This window comes from Martinezella tropici (genome assembly GCF_008370325.1).
GTDB lineage: Bacteria > Pseudomonadota > Alphaproteobacteria > Rhizobiales > Rhizobiaceae > Rhizobium > Rhizobium tropici_B.
The window spans coordinates 171,554-186,335 of record NZ_VNIP01000010.1; the positions used below are offsets into that span (position 1 = coordinate 171,554).

The window sequence follows — 14,782 nt, forward strand, 5'->3', positions numbered from 1 at the left end:
ACCTTCAAGGATCATGTTTAAGTCTCGCGCGCGTTCTGAGAATAGCATCCGCAACCGCCAGCGCGTCCCTGTTGATTGCGACATTGTGTACGCGGAATAGCGCAGCTCCCTGCAGGCGCAGGATCGCACTGGTCGCAGCCGTTCCGACATCGCGATCGGACGCATCGCGGCCCGTGATGGTGCCGACAAACCGCTTGCGCGAGGTGCCGACCAACAGCGGCAGCTCGAAACGAAGCAGCGCATTGAATCGCGCCATCAGTTCCAGATTCTCCTCCGCACTTTCCTTGGCAAAACCAAAACCGGGATCGAGCACGATATTCCGCCTGTCGACGCCCGACGCCGCGGCGATATCGAGCGATCGGCTGAGGAACAGCATCTGGTCGTCGATCACGTCGGGCAGCTTCGATCTGTCACGACCGGTATGCATGATGCAAAGCCCGGCACCCGTTTGCGCCGCTACGGCGGCGATATCCGGCTCGCGCTGCAGGCCGAAGACGTCGTTGACGATATGCGCGCCGGCCCCGACCGCCAGCCGCGCCGTATCGGCACGATAGGTATCGACCGAGATCAGGGCGTCAGTCCTGCCCCGCAACGCTTCGATGACGGGCAGCACCCGCCCCTGCTCCTCGCTGGCGCTGACGGCGGCGGCACCAGGCTTCGTCGATTCGCCGCCGATATCGATGATAGCAGCCCCCTCCTGGACGCAAGCCAAGGCATGCGCAACCGCTGCGTCGACGGCCTCGTAATGCCCGCCGTCGGAAAAGGAATCCGGCGTCACATTGACGATCGCCATGATGGCGCTCTCTTTGCCGAGCTCGAGGCTGCGGCCATGGGCGACATGCCAGGTTTGGCTGCGAAGCTCCGTCACGAACCGTCCCATCCCATTGAAAATGAAAAAACCTTGCGCTTGATATTGCGCTCACAGTGGCTATGCCGCAAGGTTCGCCGAAGTTCAACATGGTAGCGACACGAATGCCGCTTGCGTTCCAAAAGATAAGTATTTCGTGTGCTCTGTTGCTCGCGTTCTGCATACCCGGTGTGGCTAATGCCGAAGTCGTCGCCCGCAAATCCATTTCCTATTTCGATATCAAAGGCAGCACAGCCGACGAGCTTGATGCGGCGCTGAACCAGCGCGGGCCGCTTGCGATGGGTTCCAGCAGCCATCATCCCGGCGCGACGAAAATCCGCTTCGGCGGCAACGCGACCTACAGCGAGGCGAATGGGCGGTGCTATATCTCCAGCGTCAAGGTCACGGTCGATACTGAAATCATCCTGCCGCGTTGGCGCGACCGGCGCCATGCCAGCAAGCAGCTTTCGACGATATGGGACACATTGGCCGCCGACATCCGGCGCCATGAGGACCGGCACGTCGAGATCGCCCGAGAGCACGCACGGCAAATGGAACGACGGATCCTGTCCCTGCCATCGGCGAGCAATTGTGACGCGCTCCAGGAAAAAGCAAACGACGTGACGACGCGGGAAACCGAGCGGCACGACGCCGACCAGGCCCGCTTCGACCGGATCGAGGCCATCAATTTCCAGAACCGGATACAGCGGTTGTTATACTATCGCAGCCGTCACAGCGGCCAGCGATAGATCGCACCCCCATTATTTTAGGGAAATTGCCTACGGACGAACGCCGACTGTGGGAAAACAGCCACTATTTCTGTGAATCGTCCCACCGCGTCGTTCTTTGAACTTTACGAGAATCTGAAATAGGTTTTTCCTATCAATTACAGAGATAAGCGCACCAGATGATTCGAAAATACTGGGCGGTATCTCGAAAAGGATCGATTGAGAGTGCCTGCGGCGGCGGGTTCGTTCGCTCTTCGGCGCAGTCGGGTTTGTTTTTCAAAGCATGCGCTAAGTGTTCTCCTGGCGCGTCCTCAAGCCGCAGGTGTTTCCTCCCTTGCCTGTCGGTGATGCGCCCGCCTTGCCTCGCTCGCTGATCAGCTGAGCGGGGCATCTTTTTGGGATGGGGCTCCGGAATAAATCGTCCGGCGAGTATCAAGAACCTTCCTTGAAGGAAGCCTGCCTGAGAAAGCGTCAGGCCTGGCGCTCCGGCACATGCACGACGAGCCCATCGAGGGCGCTCGTCATCTTGATCTGACAGGAGAGACGCGAATTCGGCCGGACGTCGAAAGCGAAATCCAGCATGTCTTCCTCCATCGCCTCGGGGCTGCCGACCTTCGCGGTCCAATCCTCGTCGACATAGACGTGACAGGTAGCGCAAGCGCACGCACCGCCGCATTCTGCTTCGATGCCGGGAACGGAGTTTCGCACGGCATTTTCCATCACGGTGGATCCCTCGTCGACATTGAGGTCAAAGCGCGTGCCGTCGAAGGCGACGATGGTCAATTTGGTCATGTGGGTGAATTCCGATATTCGTGAATGAGGGACGATCGGAATTTTACTTCCAACAAATCGCTGGGGCAGTCAACATTTGCGCCGCCGAAACGGTTTACCGGTCAGGCGGCGCTGGTATCACATTCTATTGACCTTCAGGCCATTGACCTTCAGGTGGATCGCTTCAGCGCGAGAGCTTCAGAATAAAATTCTGGGCCTCGACGACACAGGTCGTGACCGCCGCCATGCGCGCGGCGTCGCCGACATTGCTTTCGAGCGCGCCGGCTGCATCGGCGACGCGGAAGGCGCCGACGGCACCGGCCGCACCCTTCAGCTTGTGCGACGCCGCCTCGATGCGCTTGGGGTCACCGCTGCCGATCTCCTGCAGGCAGGAACGGGCCTGCCTGGCGAACATCTGCAACACCTCGACCTCCAGCGCCTTGTCGCCCATCGTCTGCTTGCCGAGATGGACGAGATCGATCGCCCGTTCCCGCGAAGGGGCAGCGCCCCTCGAATTATCCGGAGATTCAAACGCAATATTCAAAGCTGCCATGTGCCAATGCTCCCGTCATTTATCTATGACTGTTTTAGGGACGTGCCGCATAGTTGCGGCCCGGGCATGGCCATCCAGTTAAATTTTGGCACATTGAGGGCCGAAAACTCCAGACATGGTTAACGTCCGTTAAACATGCTCAAAATCTTGAGTTTTCATGGCGTTGAACAGGCAAACAGGGTTAATGCCGTCTTAACGATCCACTGACTTTAAGGTGGAATTAATTGTCATGACTGGGGGAATGTGTCACTACGATACTAGTAAATTGGGCTCATGGCACATGTCTTTGCCCAGGAAGTGGATGATGGTAATGTTTTCATAACATCCGTTTGAAAAACCAGTTATCCACTCTGAAATGTAACGGGAAATCCAACGTCGATATTAATCGAAAGCGGAGGACCCAACGGGAGGCAGGGTTCGTCTTTTCCGGCGCGGCGGAATTACCGGAAAAGACACGGCAAGCCCGAGTGAGTTGTAACGAGGCGTAACCGCATGGCGAACAAAAAGTACATCGAGTCGGTCGAAGACAAGGCCTTCCAGGCATTGGACGAAGCTCTGCAGATCGATTTCAGTGACGAGAACTTGGAGTCTCGCAGTGCCCCTACGCCCGATGTCCCGGAGCAAAAAGTGTCTGAGCCGCCGAAACAGCCGATAAAGCAAAGCAGGGATGATGCAGCCCGCAATACCGGCGGCATGCGCAGCACTGCAGCCCCCGCCGCAACACCTCGCTCCGCCGAGGCGCCAAGAAACCCGAACCTTGCGGCCGCCAATGATGGCAACCGGGCAAGTTCCGCCAGCATCCTGAAGGCGCTGGACAGCGGCTCTCAGAGCCGCGCGGTGCGCAATGCCACGATCTTCTCGCTGTTTTGGATCATCGGCGGTGCCGGTCTCGCCTTCCTTCTTTACGGCACCCAGATCCGAAACATCCATTCCTTCGCCGATCTGGCCGCCCTGCCCGGCGTTATCGCCTGCATCGTCGGCATCATCGTTCCGGTCCTTCTTTTCTACGCTTTCGGCATGATGATCTCGCGTGCGCATGACATGCGCAACGCGGCCCGCTCCATGGCGGAAGTCGCTTTGCGTCTGGTCGAGCCGGAAACGGTCGCCTCCGAGCGCATCATGACAGTCGGCCAGGCGGTGCGGCGTGAAGTCTCGGCGATGAATGAGGGCATCGAGCGCACCATTGCGCGCGCCACCGAACTGGAAACCCTCGTCCATTCCGAAGTCAACGCCCTGGAGCGCAGCTACGCAGACAACGAACTGCGCGTGCGCGGTCTCGTCCACGAGCTCGGCACCGAACGCGACGCGATCATCAATCACGCCGAGCGGATCCGCTCGTCGATCGTCGGTGTACACGATCAGATCAAGGAAGATCTGTCGCTGGCGACCGAAGAGATCGCCGTGCGCCTCTCCACCTCGGGCGAAGCCTTCGCGTCGATGATCGACACGCGCGCGGCCGTCTTGATGGAGAAGTCGGATTCCGCCGTCGAGGCGCTCGGCACGCTGCTTGCCGCCAAGACGGACAGCCTGTTGCAGAACCTCAACGCCTCCGGCCTGGCGCTGAGCCACGAATTCGATACCCGCCTGGAATCCCTGTCGTCGACCCTTTCCGAACGCGGCAAGGAACTGCTCGGCCACTTCGAAACGCGCGCATCGACCCTCGACGCCAACACCGAAAAGCTGAACTCCGCGCTCAACGAACGTGCCCGCCAGCTCAATGAAACGCTGGTCGCGCGCACGAAGGAAATCAGCGAAAGCCTCACCGGCGGCGAGCGGTCCATCACCGGTACGCTGGACAATGTGCTGTCCCGCCTCAACACCGCGCTCGATGAAAAGGGCGCGAGCTTCCGCCAGAGCCTGCAGTCGACGGCCGATGACGCCATCATGGATATAGACCTGCGCTCCGGCTTTTTCGACGAGCGCTTCCAATCGACGATCGCGCAGCTTTCGACCGCCTTCGACGAACGCGTATCGGAATTCACCTCCGCCTTCGACAAGCGCGCCGGCTCGCTGGACAGCAAGCTGTCGGAAAGCCTCGCCCGCATCAATCAGAGCCTCGGCAGCAACTCGGATGCCTTGGAAGGCATTCTGACCTCCAGCATCGAACGCCTGGGCTCGCATCTCACCGATCAGTCTTTCGCGCTCGCGACCACTCTTGCGACCGGTCAGGAAGTGCTGGAAAGCGCAATCGGCTCCAGGGCCGGAGAGATCACCTCCGCGCTTCAGAACGCCACCAGCGGAATTTCCTCCGCCCTGGCATCGGGCACGAGCGAACTGAACACCACCCTCGCCTCGCATGCCGGCGCCTTCACCTCGGCTGTACAGGGTGTCACGCGGGATGTCTCGACCGCGCTGCAAAGCGGCACGGAAGAACTCACGACGGCCTTTGCCGGCCGCGCCAGCGAGATCAACAACACGCTCTCCTCCCGGACGAGCGAGATCACCCAGGCGCTTGGCTCCGCGCATGAGCGCATTGATGCCGTCATGGCTGCCCGCAGCAGCGCGCTTTTCGGCGCTCTGACCGACAACCAGTCGCGATTTGAACAGACGCTTGCCGAGCGTTCGCAGGCAATCACCAATGCCGTCAGCGGCTCTCACGAGCACCTGACCGCCGCCCTCGACGAACGCACCTCTATGCTGGCAATTTCGCTGGCGGAAAACCAGCTCCGCCTCGAAAACACGCTGGCAAGCCGCGCCGACGCCATCACCAGCGCCGTTGCCGATACACATGGTAAGCTTGCCGAGACGCTCGACGACAAGACGATGGCGCTCGCCATAGCCCTTTCCGAGGGCCAGTCCCGCTTGGAAGACACTGTGTCCGGCCACGCGGATCATGTTGCCGGCACCATGGACGCAAAGACCAAGGAGCTCGCCCGCGCGCTTGCCGAAGGCCAGGCGCGTCTCGAAAGCACCGTTTCCGGCCACGCCGAAAGCGTCACGAACGCTCTGGACGACAGAACCATGGCACTTGCCATCGCGCTTTCTGAAAGCCAGGCAAGGCTGGAAGAAACCGTCTCCGGCCATGCCGAGCGCGTCGCCGACACGCTAGACGGCAAGACCGGCGCGCTTGCCGCCGCCCTAACCAGCGGGCAAAGCCGCCTTGAGGCAACGCTTGCCAATCGCGCCGAGGAGATCATCAAGGCGTTTGCCGGCAATCATGCGTCCCTGGTCGATGCCCTCGACGACAGGGCAATGGCCCTCGCCATTGCGCTTTCTGAAAGCCAGGCTCGCCTTGAGGGCGCAATCTCGGGTCATGCCGACCAAGTCACCACGACGCTCGACGACAAGACGATGGCTCTGGCCATCGCCCTTTCGGAAGGCCAGGCACGGTTGGAGGATACCGTCGCCGGCCACGCCGAGCGGGTCGCCAATACGATGGACGGCAGGACGAAGGCACTTTCCGACGCGCTGACGTCTGGCCAGTCCCGCCTCGAGGCGACGCTTGCCAACCGCGCCGAAGCGATCACCAACGCCTTCACCGGCAATCATGCCGCTCTGGCCGACGCTTTGGACGAAAAGGCGATGGCTCTCGCCATTTCCCTCTCCGATACGCAGTCTCGGCTTGAGGATGCCGTATCGAGCCGGCTGGACGCCCTTTCCGAAACCGTTGCCGGAACGCATGACAAGATCGTCAATAGCCTTGACGACAAGACAATGTCCCTGGCAATCGCCTTGTCGGAAAACCACGCGAAACTCGAGGAAACCCTGGAGAACAGCGCCAAAGCCATTGCCCACACCGTTACCAGCGGCCACGAAGCATTGACCAATACGCTCGATGACAAGAGCATGGCCTTTGCAATCTCGCTCGCCGAAAACCAGAACCGTTTCGAAAGCACCCTGGAAGAGCGCGCCAATGCCCTGCTCGATAGCGTCTCCGGTGCTGAAGCGCGGGTTGCCGGTGCCTTCGGCGATAAGGCGGACGCAATCCGTGCGGCCTACAGCGAAAATCAGGATCGCCTTGATCGCTCACTCGCGGTCCATACAGAATCCCTATCCGGCTTGCTCGGCAGCAGCAGCGATCGTATCGAAACCGTTCTGGGCGCCACGACGCGCCAGCTCGAAAATACGCTCGGTGTCGGTCTGTCGCAGATGGACGAGAACCTCGCTTCCGCCTACGAGCGCATGCGCTCGACGCTGGAAGATCGCAGCAATGCGATCAGCGTGGCTCTGCGGGACGCCCATGAGCAGATCGACAACACGCTTATGGAGCAGACGACAGCCATCGGCACCTCCATTGCCACCAGCGCCAGCATGCTCGAAATGTCGCTGGAGGACCGCGAGGCATCGCTGCGTCAGACCATCGATGCCAGCGCAAGGACATTGGAAGAGCGCCTGAGCAGCGGCGCGGGCGATGTTGCCGGCCGCATCCAGCAGGCCGCCGGCGATATCCAGCGTTCGGCCGAAACCTTCTCGTCCAACCTCAACCAGACGATCGAGGGCATGACCGGCCGCTTTGCCGAGACCGGTTCGCGCGTCGAAGCCAGCCTCTCGGCTCTTGAAAACCGCATCCACGAAGGCGTCACAGGCGTCACCGCCCAGGTCGACGCGGCCGGCAACCGTCTCTCCGATACGCTGGCGAGCGGCGCTGCCCAGATCGACAACAGCGGCAGCCAGGCCGCCGCCCGCATCGAAGAGCGTCTGTCGACCATGGATCGCGCGCTCAATGTCGGCCTTGAAGCCGTCAACCGCACGATCGAGGGCAAGGCCGCCAATCTCGCGACGACGCTGCGCACGGCCGTTGCCGATGCAGCACAGGGCATGGATACGGAAGCGACGCGTACGGCGGAACTGCTTGCCAATACCGGCCAGCAGTTTGCGGATAACCTCGGCAACCACAGCGATGCGTTCGCACGCGCCATGACCGAGCGCTCCAACGATCTCGTCAATCGCGTCTCGGAAACGCAGAACCGGTTGGCAAGCCAGGCTGCGGCCGTCGCCCAGACCTTCTCGGAAGCGGGCAACGCAATCGTCAACAAGGTTGCCGAAGCCGAAGGCCTCGTCAGCAACCAGGTCAACACGATCTCGCAGGCCCTGTCTTCAGCAGAACAGTCGCTGGAAGCGCGTGGCGCGGCCATCCGCAATACGCTAACCGATGGCAGCGAGCAGATCGCCTCCACCATGGCTCAGGTCGGGCGCGCGCTGGACGAGCGCAGCACCGCCATCCGCGCCTCCCTGGAAGAGCGTGCCCGCGAGATCGACGCAACCCTTACCGGCGTCGACAACGCGCTGGAAGCACGCGGCGCATCCATCCGCACCGCGCTTGACGAGCGCACCCGCGAGCTCAATTCGATGCTGGCTGGCCGCTTCACGGAGCTCTCCCGCCTCATCGACGAAAAGGCCCGTCCGATCGTCGATCGCTACGCGGCAACCGGCCAGGAAGCGGCAGCCCTCATCTCGGCGGCAGCCCAGGAAAGCACGGAGCGCCTGCGCGCCGAAAACGCCGCCCTGATCAACGCAATCGCATCGCGCACGGAACATGCGGTCAATACGGTCAGCGCACTCGAGAACAACCTGCTTGCAAGCGTCAACGGCATCATCGCCCGCCTCGCCGAGAACAACTCCGCGATCGCCGGCCTGCTGACCAATGCCGCCACCGAGTTCGCAACCGTTGACGATCGTCTCAGCGCGACGTCGACGCGCTTCGCCGAATCCGCGGCGAAGGCCGGCGAGATGGTTTCAGCCTCCAGCCGGCTTCTCGAAGGCAAGGTCGACAAACTGTCTGAAATCACCGGCCAGACGCTGTCGCAGGTCGGCAACATCGTCGGCCGCTTCGACGATCACTCCAAGGTTCTGACGCAGGCTTCCCAGCTTCTCGGCGCGGCACAGTCGAACCTCGTGTCGACGCTGGAAGAGCGTGAGACAGCACTGCAGAACCTCGCCGTCGGCCTCGTTCAGCGTTCAGAAGAGATCGAGAACACCATGCGCGCCCTCGGCACGATGGTGGAAACCGCCTTCGACCGTGCCGAGCAGCGCTCCAATCAGGTCACCGGCAATCTGCGCCAGAGCGTCCAGTCGTCCTTCGCAGACATCGGGCGCGTCCTCTCCGAAACGGAGAAGCGCGCCGAGGACGCCGCGGAAAACATGCGCGGCGCATTGCACAAGGCCGGCGAGGAAGCGAGCCAGGCTGTCGAAAGCACCTTCGCCAGTGCCGAGCGCCGCTCTAGCGAACTGACAAACCGCCTGCGCGGCGGCCTCACGGCTTCGCTGTCCGAGGTCGAGCAGATGCTTGCCGACGCAGGCAAGACATCCGATACGGCCGCACAGCAGCTGCGCGAGACGCTGCGTGTCGCCGTCGATGACGCTATCGGCCGCTTCGCCGGTGCGACGGATGAGATCCGCCGCTCGGCCGGCGATATTCGCCGCGAACTCGACCTCACCCGCAGCGAATTGAAGCGCGGCGCCTTCGACCTTCCGGAAGAAGCGAAAGAAAGCGCTGCTGCCATGCGCCGCGCCGTCGCCGAACAGATCAAGGCGCTGCAGGATATCTCGCAGATCGTCGGCCGCTCGACTCAGCAGCTGGAGATTTCCGAACCTTCGGCCCGCGCTCTGGCAGACGCACAGCCGGCCCAACGCCCACGGCCAGCAGCTCCTGCCCCGGCTCCGGCAGCCGCCGCTCCGCGGCCGCAACAGCCCGCTCCGCAGCAACCTGCTCCCCAGCAGCCGGTGCCGCAGCAGCCTTCGATCGAGTCCCTGGGTCTGCGCGGCTCCATTCCCGCAGAACGTCCGGTGGCTCAGCCGCAGCGCCCAGTCGAAACGTCGGCTCCTGCCCGCCAGGAAGCAGCCGGTGGCGGCTGGATCAGCGACCTGCTGCGTGGCGCCTCGCGTGACGAAAACGCCGGCCTGCAGCCAGCACGGCAGGCGACATCGAAAGCACCGGCCGAACCGGCACCCACCGCACGCAACCCGCGCCATGTCGTGGAATCGCTGAACTCGCTCTCGGTCGATATCGCCCGCGCCATCGATCACGATGCGTCGGTCGACCTGTGGCGCCGTTACCAGCGCGGCGAACGCGATGTGTTCACCCGCCGCCTCTACACGCTCAAGGGCCAGCAGACCTTTGACGAAATCAAGCGCAAATATGACCGCGAACCCGAATTCCGCACGGCCGTCGACCGCTACATCGCCGATTTCGAAAAGCTGCTCGCCGATGTCCAGCGTACGGACCGCGATCGCACCGTCACGCAATCCTATCTCACTTCCGATACCGGCAAGGTCTACACGATGCTGGCCCACGCAGCCGGCCGCCTGAGCTGAGATAGACAAGACGAATGCTCAATCCCCGGCTACACGCCGGGGATTTTGATTCAGGACATTGCTTACGTTTGGCGGCATTAGAAAGGGCGGTCCCGAGGGCCGCCCTTGCTTAATTTGGCGATGATTGCGGCCCAACTACCGAACTTCATGCACCTTCGAGATCAAACCGCTGGTAATGCCGACCAGCAGGAAGTTGCTCTTGAGGCGAACCCAGTGATAGCCGCGCGGAGGCACAGACAGCTGGTAGGCGCGATAGTCGATTTCCGTGGCGCGGCGGCGGTCGGAGGCCGACAGGCGGCGCCCCTTGACCCATCCGCCCTTGCGGATAACGACCTTCTTCTTCACCGCCTCTTTTTGAACAACGGCCTGCTTGCCGGCGGGAGCCGGCTTGACCTGCGCTGTCGCAGCCAGCGGCATCCCGAGAATGGATGCAGCAAGAAGGACAGTGAAGATTTTTCTCATTGGTTGTTTCCTCATTTCAGAATCTGCACGCGAACTTATCGTGACAGACATGAAACGAGTCTGACAGTCGAATTACAATTCGGTAATGGGCAAGATTAGACCGCAAACCATCGCCGAACTTACAATTCATCGTAGTTGAACCAGTCGAAATCCGCCGGTTTCGCCCGACCCGACGTGTCGAAGGCAAACATGCCGGCAAAAGCGCCGGTGAAGGAGCCATGCTCGCCGCGCCCACCCTCATCCGAGATGACACCAGCGTCGAGTACAGGCCCGATGGCCTGCCATGCTCCCATGCCTTCCGCCTGCCAGAAGAACTGCAGGTCGTTGCCGCGCACCTCCATGGCAAGCTGGATCCTCCCATCGGGCACGGCAACCCCGCCCTCGATCGGAAAACTCAGGCGACCGTTCGGATAGTCGCCCGGGCAGGTCATGATGGTGACGCAGCGGCCGAGCTTCTCGTGCGAGGTCACGGCTATGGCATGCAGCTTGAAGCGATTGTAGTAATGCGTCAGGCCAGCAACTTGCTGATAGGTGTCGGGCTCGAAATCGACGACGGTTTCAGCGCGGAAGCTGTGATGCTCCTGACGGCGGGCGACGAGCGATTGCTCGAACCAGGAACCAATGCTCTCGCGGGCGATAAGCCGCAAATGGCCGGGACGTTCGGTCAGGCTGAAGATGCGTTCTGGCTGCGGCGTGCGCAGCCATTGAAAATCTATCGGCAATTCGCGCTCATCAAAATTATAGCCGCTGCGGCGCGGCTTTTCGATGCGCTGGGCACCATTCAGGCCAGCCACCTCGACAGCGGGAACGCTGGTGCCGTTTTCGAGATAGAGCCAGCCATCCAATTTCCACACACATTTCTGCAGAGCCGTCTCACGGCCGAGCGTGCAGCGACGATGCGGCGGCAGAGGCCGCCCGCAGAGATGCGTATGATAGAACTGCCCGTCATGCGTCTCGACATATTGTCCGTGGCCGGCGCGCTGCAATGCCGCTTCCGGATGATCCTTCGACGTGATCAGGTACTTGTTCGGATGCAGTTCGTACGGCCCGGCAATGTCGCGGGATCGGGCCATGGTCACGGCATGGTCATAGCCGGTGCCGCCTTCGGCCGTGGTCAGATAGTACCAGCCGTTGCGCTTGAAGAGATGCGGCCCTTCGACCAGCCCCAGTTCCGTGCCGGCGAAGATGTTCCTGATCGGCCCTTTCAACGATTTCGTCGCCTGATCCCATTCCTGCAGCAGGATGCCGTCGAAGGCCGGCGTCTTCGGCGAGCCGCCATAGCTTTCGGTACGGTGGTTCCATTGCATGTTGACGAACCACTTGCGTCCGTCTTCGTCATGAAACAGCGAGGGATCGAAACCGGATGAGTTGACATAGGCTGGCTCGGACCAATCGCCCTCCATGGTCGGCGAGGTTACGATGTAATTATGGGCATCCTTGAAGTTGCCGTCATAGCGCTTGACGTCGGTATAGACGAGCCAGAACAGGCCATCGGCATAAGAGAGGCAAGGCGCCCAGATGCCGCAGCTGTCGGCCTCGCCACGCATGTCGAGCTGTGATGCACGCTCCAGCGGCCGCCGGACGAGCGTCCAGTTCACGAGATCGCGCGAATGATGGATCTGTACGCCCGGATACCATTCGAATGTCGAGGTTGCGATATAATAGTCCTCGCCGACACGGCATATGGACGGGTCGGGATTGAAGCCCGGCAGGATCGGATTGCGGATCATGAAACTCTCTCCTCCAGAGACCACGACATGCGGCGATGTGCGGTCATACAAAGTAAGACGCCCGGAACTAGGTCCCGGGCGTCTTATGATGATCAGTCGCGTTCAGCCGATTTGGCCCAGAGATTGATGTCCGCCTCCTTTGCATAGATATCGATCTGCTTCAGCTCCTCGGCCGTGAAGTCGAGATTGTCGAGCGCCTTGACGCAGTCGACGATCTGCGACGAGCGGCTGGCGCCGATCAGAGCCGACGTAATGCGGCCGCCACGCAGAACCCAGGCGATCGCCATCTGCGCCAGCGTCTGACCGCGCTTCTCGGCGATTTCGTTGAGCTTTCTTATATTGTCGATGATCGACGGACGGATGAAATCGCGCTTCAGGAAATGGTTCTGTGCCGCGCGGCTGTCTTCCGGAATGCCGCCGAGATATTTGGTCGAGAGCATGCCCTGCGCCAGCGGCGAGAAGACGATGGAACCGATGCCGAGGTCTTCCAGCGTATCCACCAGACCGTCATCCTCGACCCAGCGGTTGAGCATGGAATAGCTCGGCTGGTGGATCAGGCATGGCGTGCCCAGGTCCTTCAGGATTGCGGCGGCCTCGCGCGTGCGCTGCGAGTTGTAGGAGGAGATACCGACATAAAGCGCCCTGCCCGAACGCACGATATGATCGAGTGCGCCGCAGGTTTCTTCGAGCGGCGTGTCCGGATCGAAGCGGTGGGAATAGAAGATGTCGACATAGTCGAGGCCCATGCGCTTCAGGCTCTGGTCGCACGACGCGATCAGATATTTGCGGCTGCCCCATTCGCCATAGGGACCCGGCCACATGTCGTAGCCAGCCTTGGAGGAGATGATGAGCTCGTCGCGCAGGCCGGCGAATTCGGTGCGCAGGATTTCGCCGAACGCAGTCTCGGCGCTGCCGGGAGGCGGGCCGTAATTGTTGGCGAGATCGAAATGGGTAATGCCGAGATCGAAGGCCGTGCGGCACATGTCGACTTTGCGATCATGCGGCGTGTCGCCGCCGAAATTGTGCCAGAGCCCCAGCGAGACCGCCGGCAGCTTCAAACCGGAACGGCCGGTCCTGTTGTATTTCATTTTTGAATAACGGTCGGATGCCGGTTGCCAGGCCATGATGGAATTCCTTCGAGATGAAAAAGCGCGCGGATTGTTTACCCGCGCGCAAACTAGAGCAATTCCAGGAAAAGTGTATAGCGGTTTTCCGCCCGGAATTGCGTAAGAACAAGAAGACGGAGCGTTTTCGCGATTCGAAGAAAAGCGAAAATGCTCCAGTTTTTCCAGCGCTTACTTCAAGAGCGCCTGCGCCTCTTCGATGCCGAGTGCCGCCGGCTGGGTGCAGGTCGTGGTCAGGTCGATGAAACGACCTTCCTCGCCCGACTTCAAGATTGAGGTCATGACGTCGACGCCATGCAGCGTCCGGTCCAGCGAGCAACGGGCATCCCGTCCGTCGATCAGCGAAGCAGCAAGGTCGGCAAGGCCAGCTGTGCGATAATTGGCGCGCGAACCGCTCGGGCTTTCCTGGTTGACGATGCCGAAAGGATGCGCCCAGTTTTCCAGCGGCTTGATGTCTTTGTCGCGGCCGCTTGCCTCGACGGTGCCGCCGAAGAAGTTCGGGTCGGGCACGTAGAGCGAGCCCTCGGTGCCGTAGAGCTCCATATTGGCATGGCGGTGCGACCAGACATCCCAGCTCGCCGTCAGCGTGATCCTTGCGCCGCTGACGAATTCGAGCAGAGCCTGGATCGTCGTCGGCGTCTTCACGGGGATAATGTCACCATTGCGCGGCTGGCTGGTGATGGTGCGGGTCGGCGACGCCATGGACGTCATCGCACCCACACGCTTCACCGGGCCGATCAGGTTGATCAGGTTGGCCACGTAATAGGGGCCGAGATCGAGGATCGGGCCGCCGCCGGGCAGGAAGAAGAAGTCCGGGTTCGGATGCCACATTTCCATGCCTGGGCTCATCACATGGCAAGAGCCAGAGGTGACGCGTCCGATACCGCCGTCATCGATGAACTTGCGGGCGAGCTGATGGGCGCCGCCGAGGAAGGTATCGGGAGCGCAGCCGACGGCGAGCCCCTTTTCCTTGGCGATGCGGCGCAGTTCCTCGCCCTGCTCCAGCGTCAGCACCAGCGGCTTTTCGGAGTAGACGTGCTTGCCGGCTTCGAGAATGCGCTTGGAAACCGGGAAATGCGCATCCGGAATGGTCAGGTTGACGATGACGTCAAGCTCGTCATTGGCGAGCAACTCGTCGATGGTCTGGGCCTTGACCTTGTATTCCTCGGCGCGCGCACGCGCCGCTTCCATGTTGATATCCGCGCAGGCCAGCACCTTCAGCCCCTTGAAGAGCGGCGAGAGCGAGAAGTAGGTGGTTGAGATATTGCCGCATCCGATGATGCCGACGCCAAGTTCCTTAGCCATGTGGAAGT

At 61.3% G+C, this 14,782-nt stretch carries 9 protein-coding genes; 2 read left to right on the forward strand and 7 right to left on the reverse strand.

Translation table 11 applies throughout. The annotated features are described in order from the left end of the window. Nucleotides 1-4: 4 nt before the first annotated feature. Complete coding sequence (folP, locus tag FP026_RS19720; RefSeq protein WP_149636303.1) at nt 5-880, reverse strand: dihydropteroate synthase; 876 nt, start codon at nt 878-880, stop codon at nt 5-7. A gap of 92 nt (nt 881-972) precedes the next feature. Here folP and FP026_RS19725 point away from each other — a divergent pair, with 92 nt between their 5' ends. Then, nucleotides 973-1,596, forward strand: coding sequence for a DUF922 domain-containing Zn-dependent protease (locus FP026_RS19725; RefSeq protein WP_149636520.1), 624 nt, complete (start codon nt 973-975; stop codon nt 1,594-1,596). A 450-nt stretch (nt 1,597-2,046) separates the two neighbouring features. Here FP026_RS19725 and FP026_RS19730 read toward each other — a convergent pair whose 3' ends face one another. Both FP026_RS19730 and FP026_RS19735 read right to left on the reverse strand, forming a co-directional pair. Next, nucleotides 2,047-2,367: a 2Fe-2S iron-sulfur cluster-binding protein gene (locus tag FP026_RS19730; RefSeq protein ID WP_112339981.1), complete on the reverse strand. Its 321-nt coding sequence runs from the start codon at nt 2,365-2,367 to the stop codon at nt 2,047-2,049. Between the two features lie 163 nt (nt 2,368-2,530). Next, on the reverse strand, nt 2,531-2,899 hold the full coding sequence (locus FP026_RS19735; protein ID WP_149636304.1) for an Hpt domain-containing protein: 369 nt from the start codon (nt 2,897-2,899) through the stop codon (nt 2,531-2,533). 492 nt (nt 2,900-3,391) lie between these two features. Here FP026_RS19735 and FP026_RS19740 point away from each other — a divergent pair, with 492 nt between their 5' ends. Then, on the forward strand, nt 3,392-10,153 hold the full coding sequence (locus FP026_RS19740) for a hypothetical protein (RefSeq protein WP_149636305.1): 6,762 nt from the start codon (nt 3,392-3,394) through the stop codon (nt 10,151-10,153). Between the two features lie 135 nt (nt 10,154-10,288). Here the strand turns inward: FP026_RS19740 and FP026_RS19745 are convergent, their stop codons facing one another. From FP026_RS19745 to FP026_RS19760, 4 genes are all read right to left on the reverse strand, one after another. After that, nucleotides 10,289-10,615 (reverse strand): RcnB family protein, encoded by a 327-nt coding sequence (locus tag FP026_RS19745; protein ID WP_149636306.1) that lies wholly within the window; start codon nt 10,613-10,615, stop codon nt 10,289-10,291. 119 nt (nt 10,616-10,734) lie between these two features. Then, nucleotides 10,735-12,345, reverse strand: coding sequence for a glycoside hydrolase family 43 protein (locus FP026_RS19750; RefSeq protein ID WP_149636307.1), 1,611 nt, complete (start codon nt 12,343-12,345; stop codon nt 10,735-10,737). Between the two features lie 92 nt (nt 12,346-12,437). Beyond that, complete coding sequence (gene mgrA, locus FP026_RS19755; RefSeq protein WP_149636308.1) at nt 12,438-13,469, reverse strand: L-glyceraldehyde 3-phosphate reductase; 1,032 nt, start codon at nt 13,467-13,469, stop codon at nt 12,438-12,440. A 171-nt stretch (nt 13,470-13,640) separates the two neighbouring features. Further along, on the reverse strand, nt 13,641-14,774 hold the full coding sequence (locus FP026_RS19760) for a Gfo/Idh/MocA family protein (protein WP_149636309.1): 1,134 nt from the start codon (nt 14,772-14,774) through the stop codon (nt 13,641-13,643). Between the last annotated feature and the right edge of the window lie 8 nt (nt 14,775-14,782).

Excerpts from the sequence above, each read along its gene's own strand:
- folP (WP_149636303.1), bottom strand. The coding sequence starts at position 880 with ATGGGACGGTTCGTGACGGAGCTTCGCAGCCAAACCTGGCATGTCGCC.
- FP026_RS19725 (WP_149636520.1), top strand. The coding sequence starts at position 973 with ATGCCGCTTGCGTTCCAAAAGATAAGTATTTCGTGTGCTCTGTTGCTC.
- FP026_RS19730 (WP_112339981.1), bottom strand. The coding sequence starts at position 2,367 with ATGACCAAATTGACCATCGTCGCCTTCGACGGCACGCGCTTTGACCTC.
- FP026_RS19735 (WP_149636304.1), bottom strand. The coding sequence starts at position 2,899 with ATGGCAGCTTTGAATATTGCGTTTGAATCTCCGGATAATTCGAGGGGC.
- FP026_RS19740 (WP_149636305.1), top strand. The coding sequence starts at position 3,392 with ATGGCGAACAAAAAGTACATCGAGTCGGTCGAAGACAAGGCCTTCCAG.
- FP026_RS19745 (WP_149636306.1), bottom strand. The coding sequence starts at position 10,615 with ATGAGAAAAATCTTCACTGTCCTTCTTGCTGCATCCATTCTCGGGATG.
- FP026_RS19750 (WP_149636307.1), bottom strand. The coding sequence starts at position 12,345 with ATGATCCGCAATCCGATCCTGCCGGGCTTCAATCCCGACCCGTCCATA.
- mgrA (WP_149636308.1), bottom strand. The coding sequence starts at position 13,469 with ATGGCCTGGCAACCGGCATCCGACCGTTATTCAAAAATGAAATACAAC.
- FP026_RS19760 (WP_149636309.1), bottom strand. The coding sequence starts at position 14,774 with ATGGCTAAGGAACTTGGCGTCGGCATCATCGGATGCGGCAATATCTCA.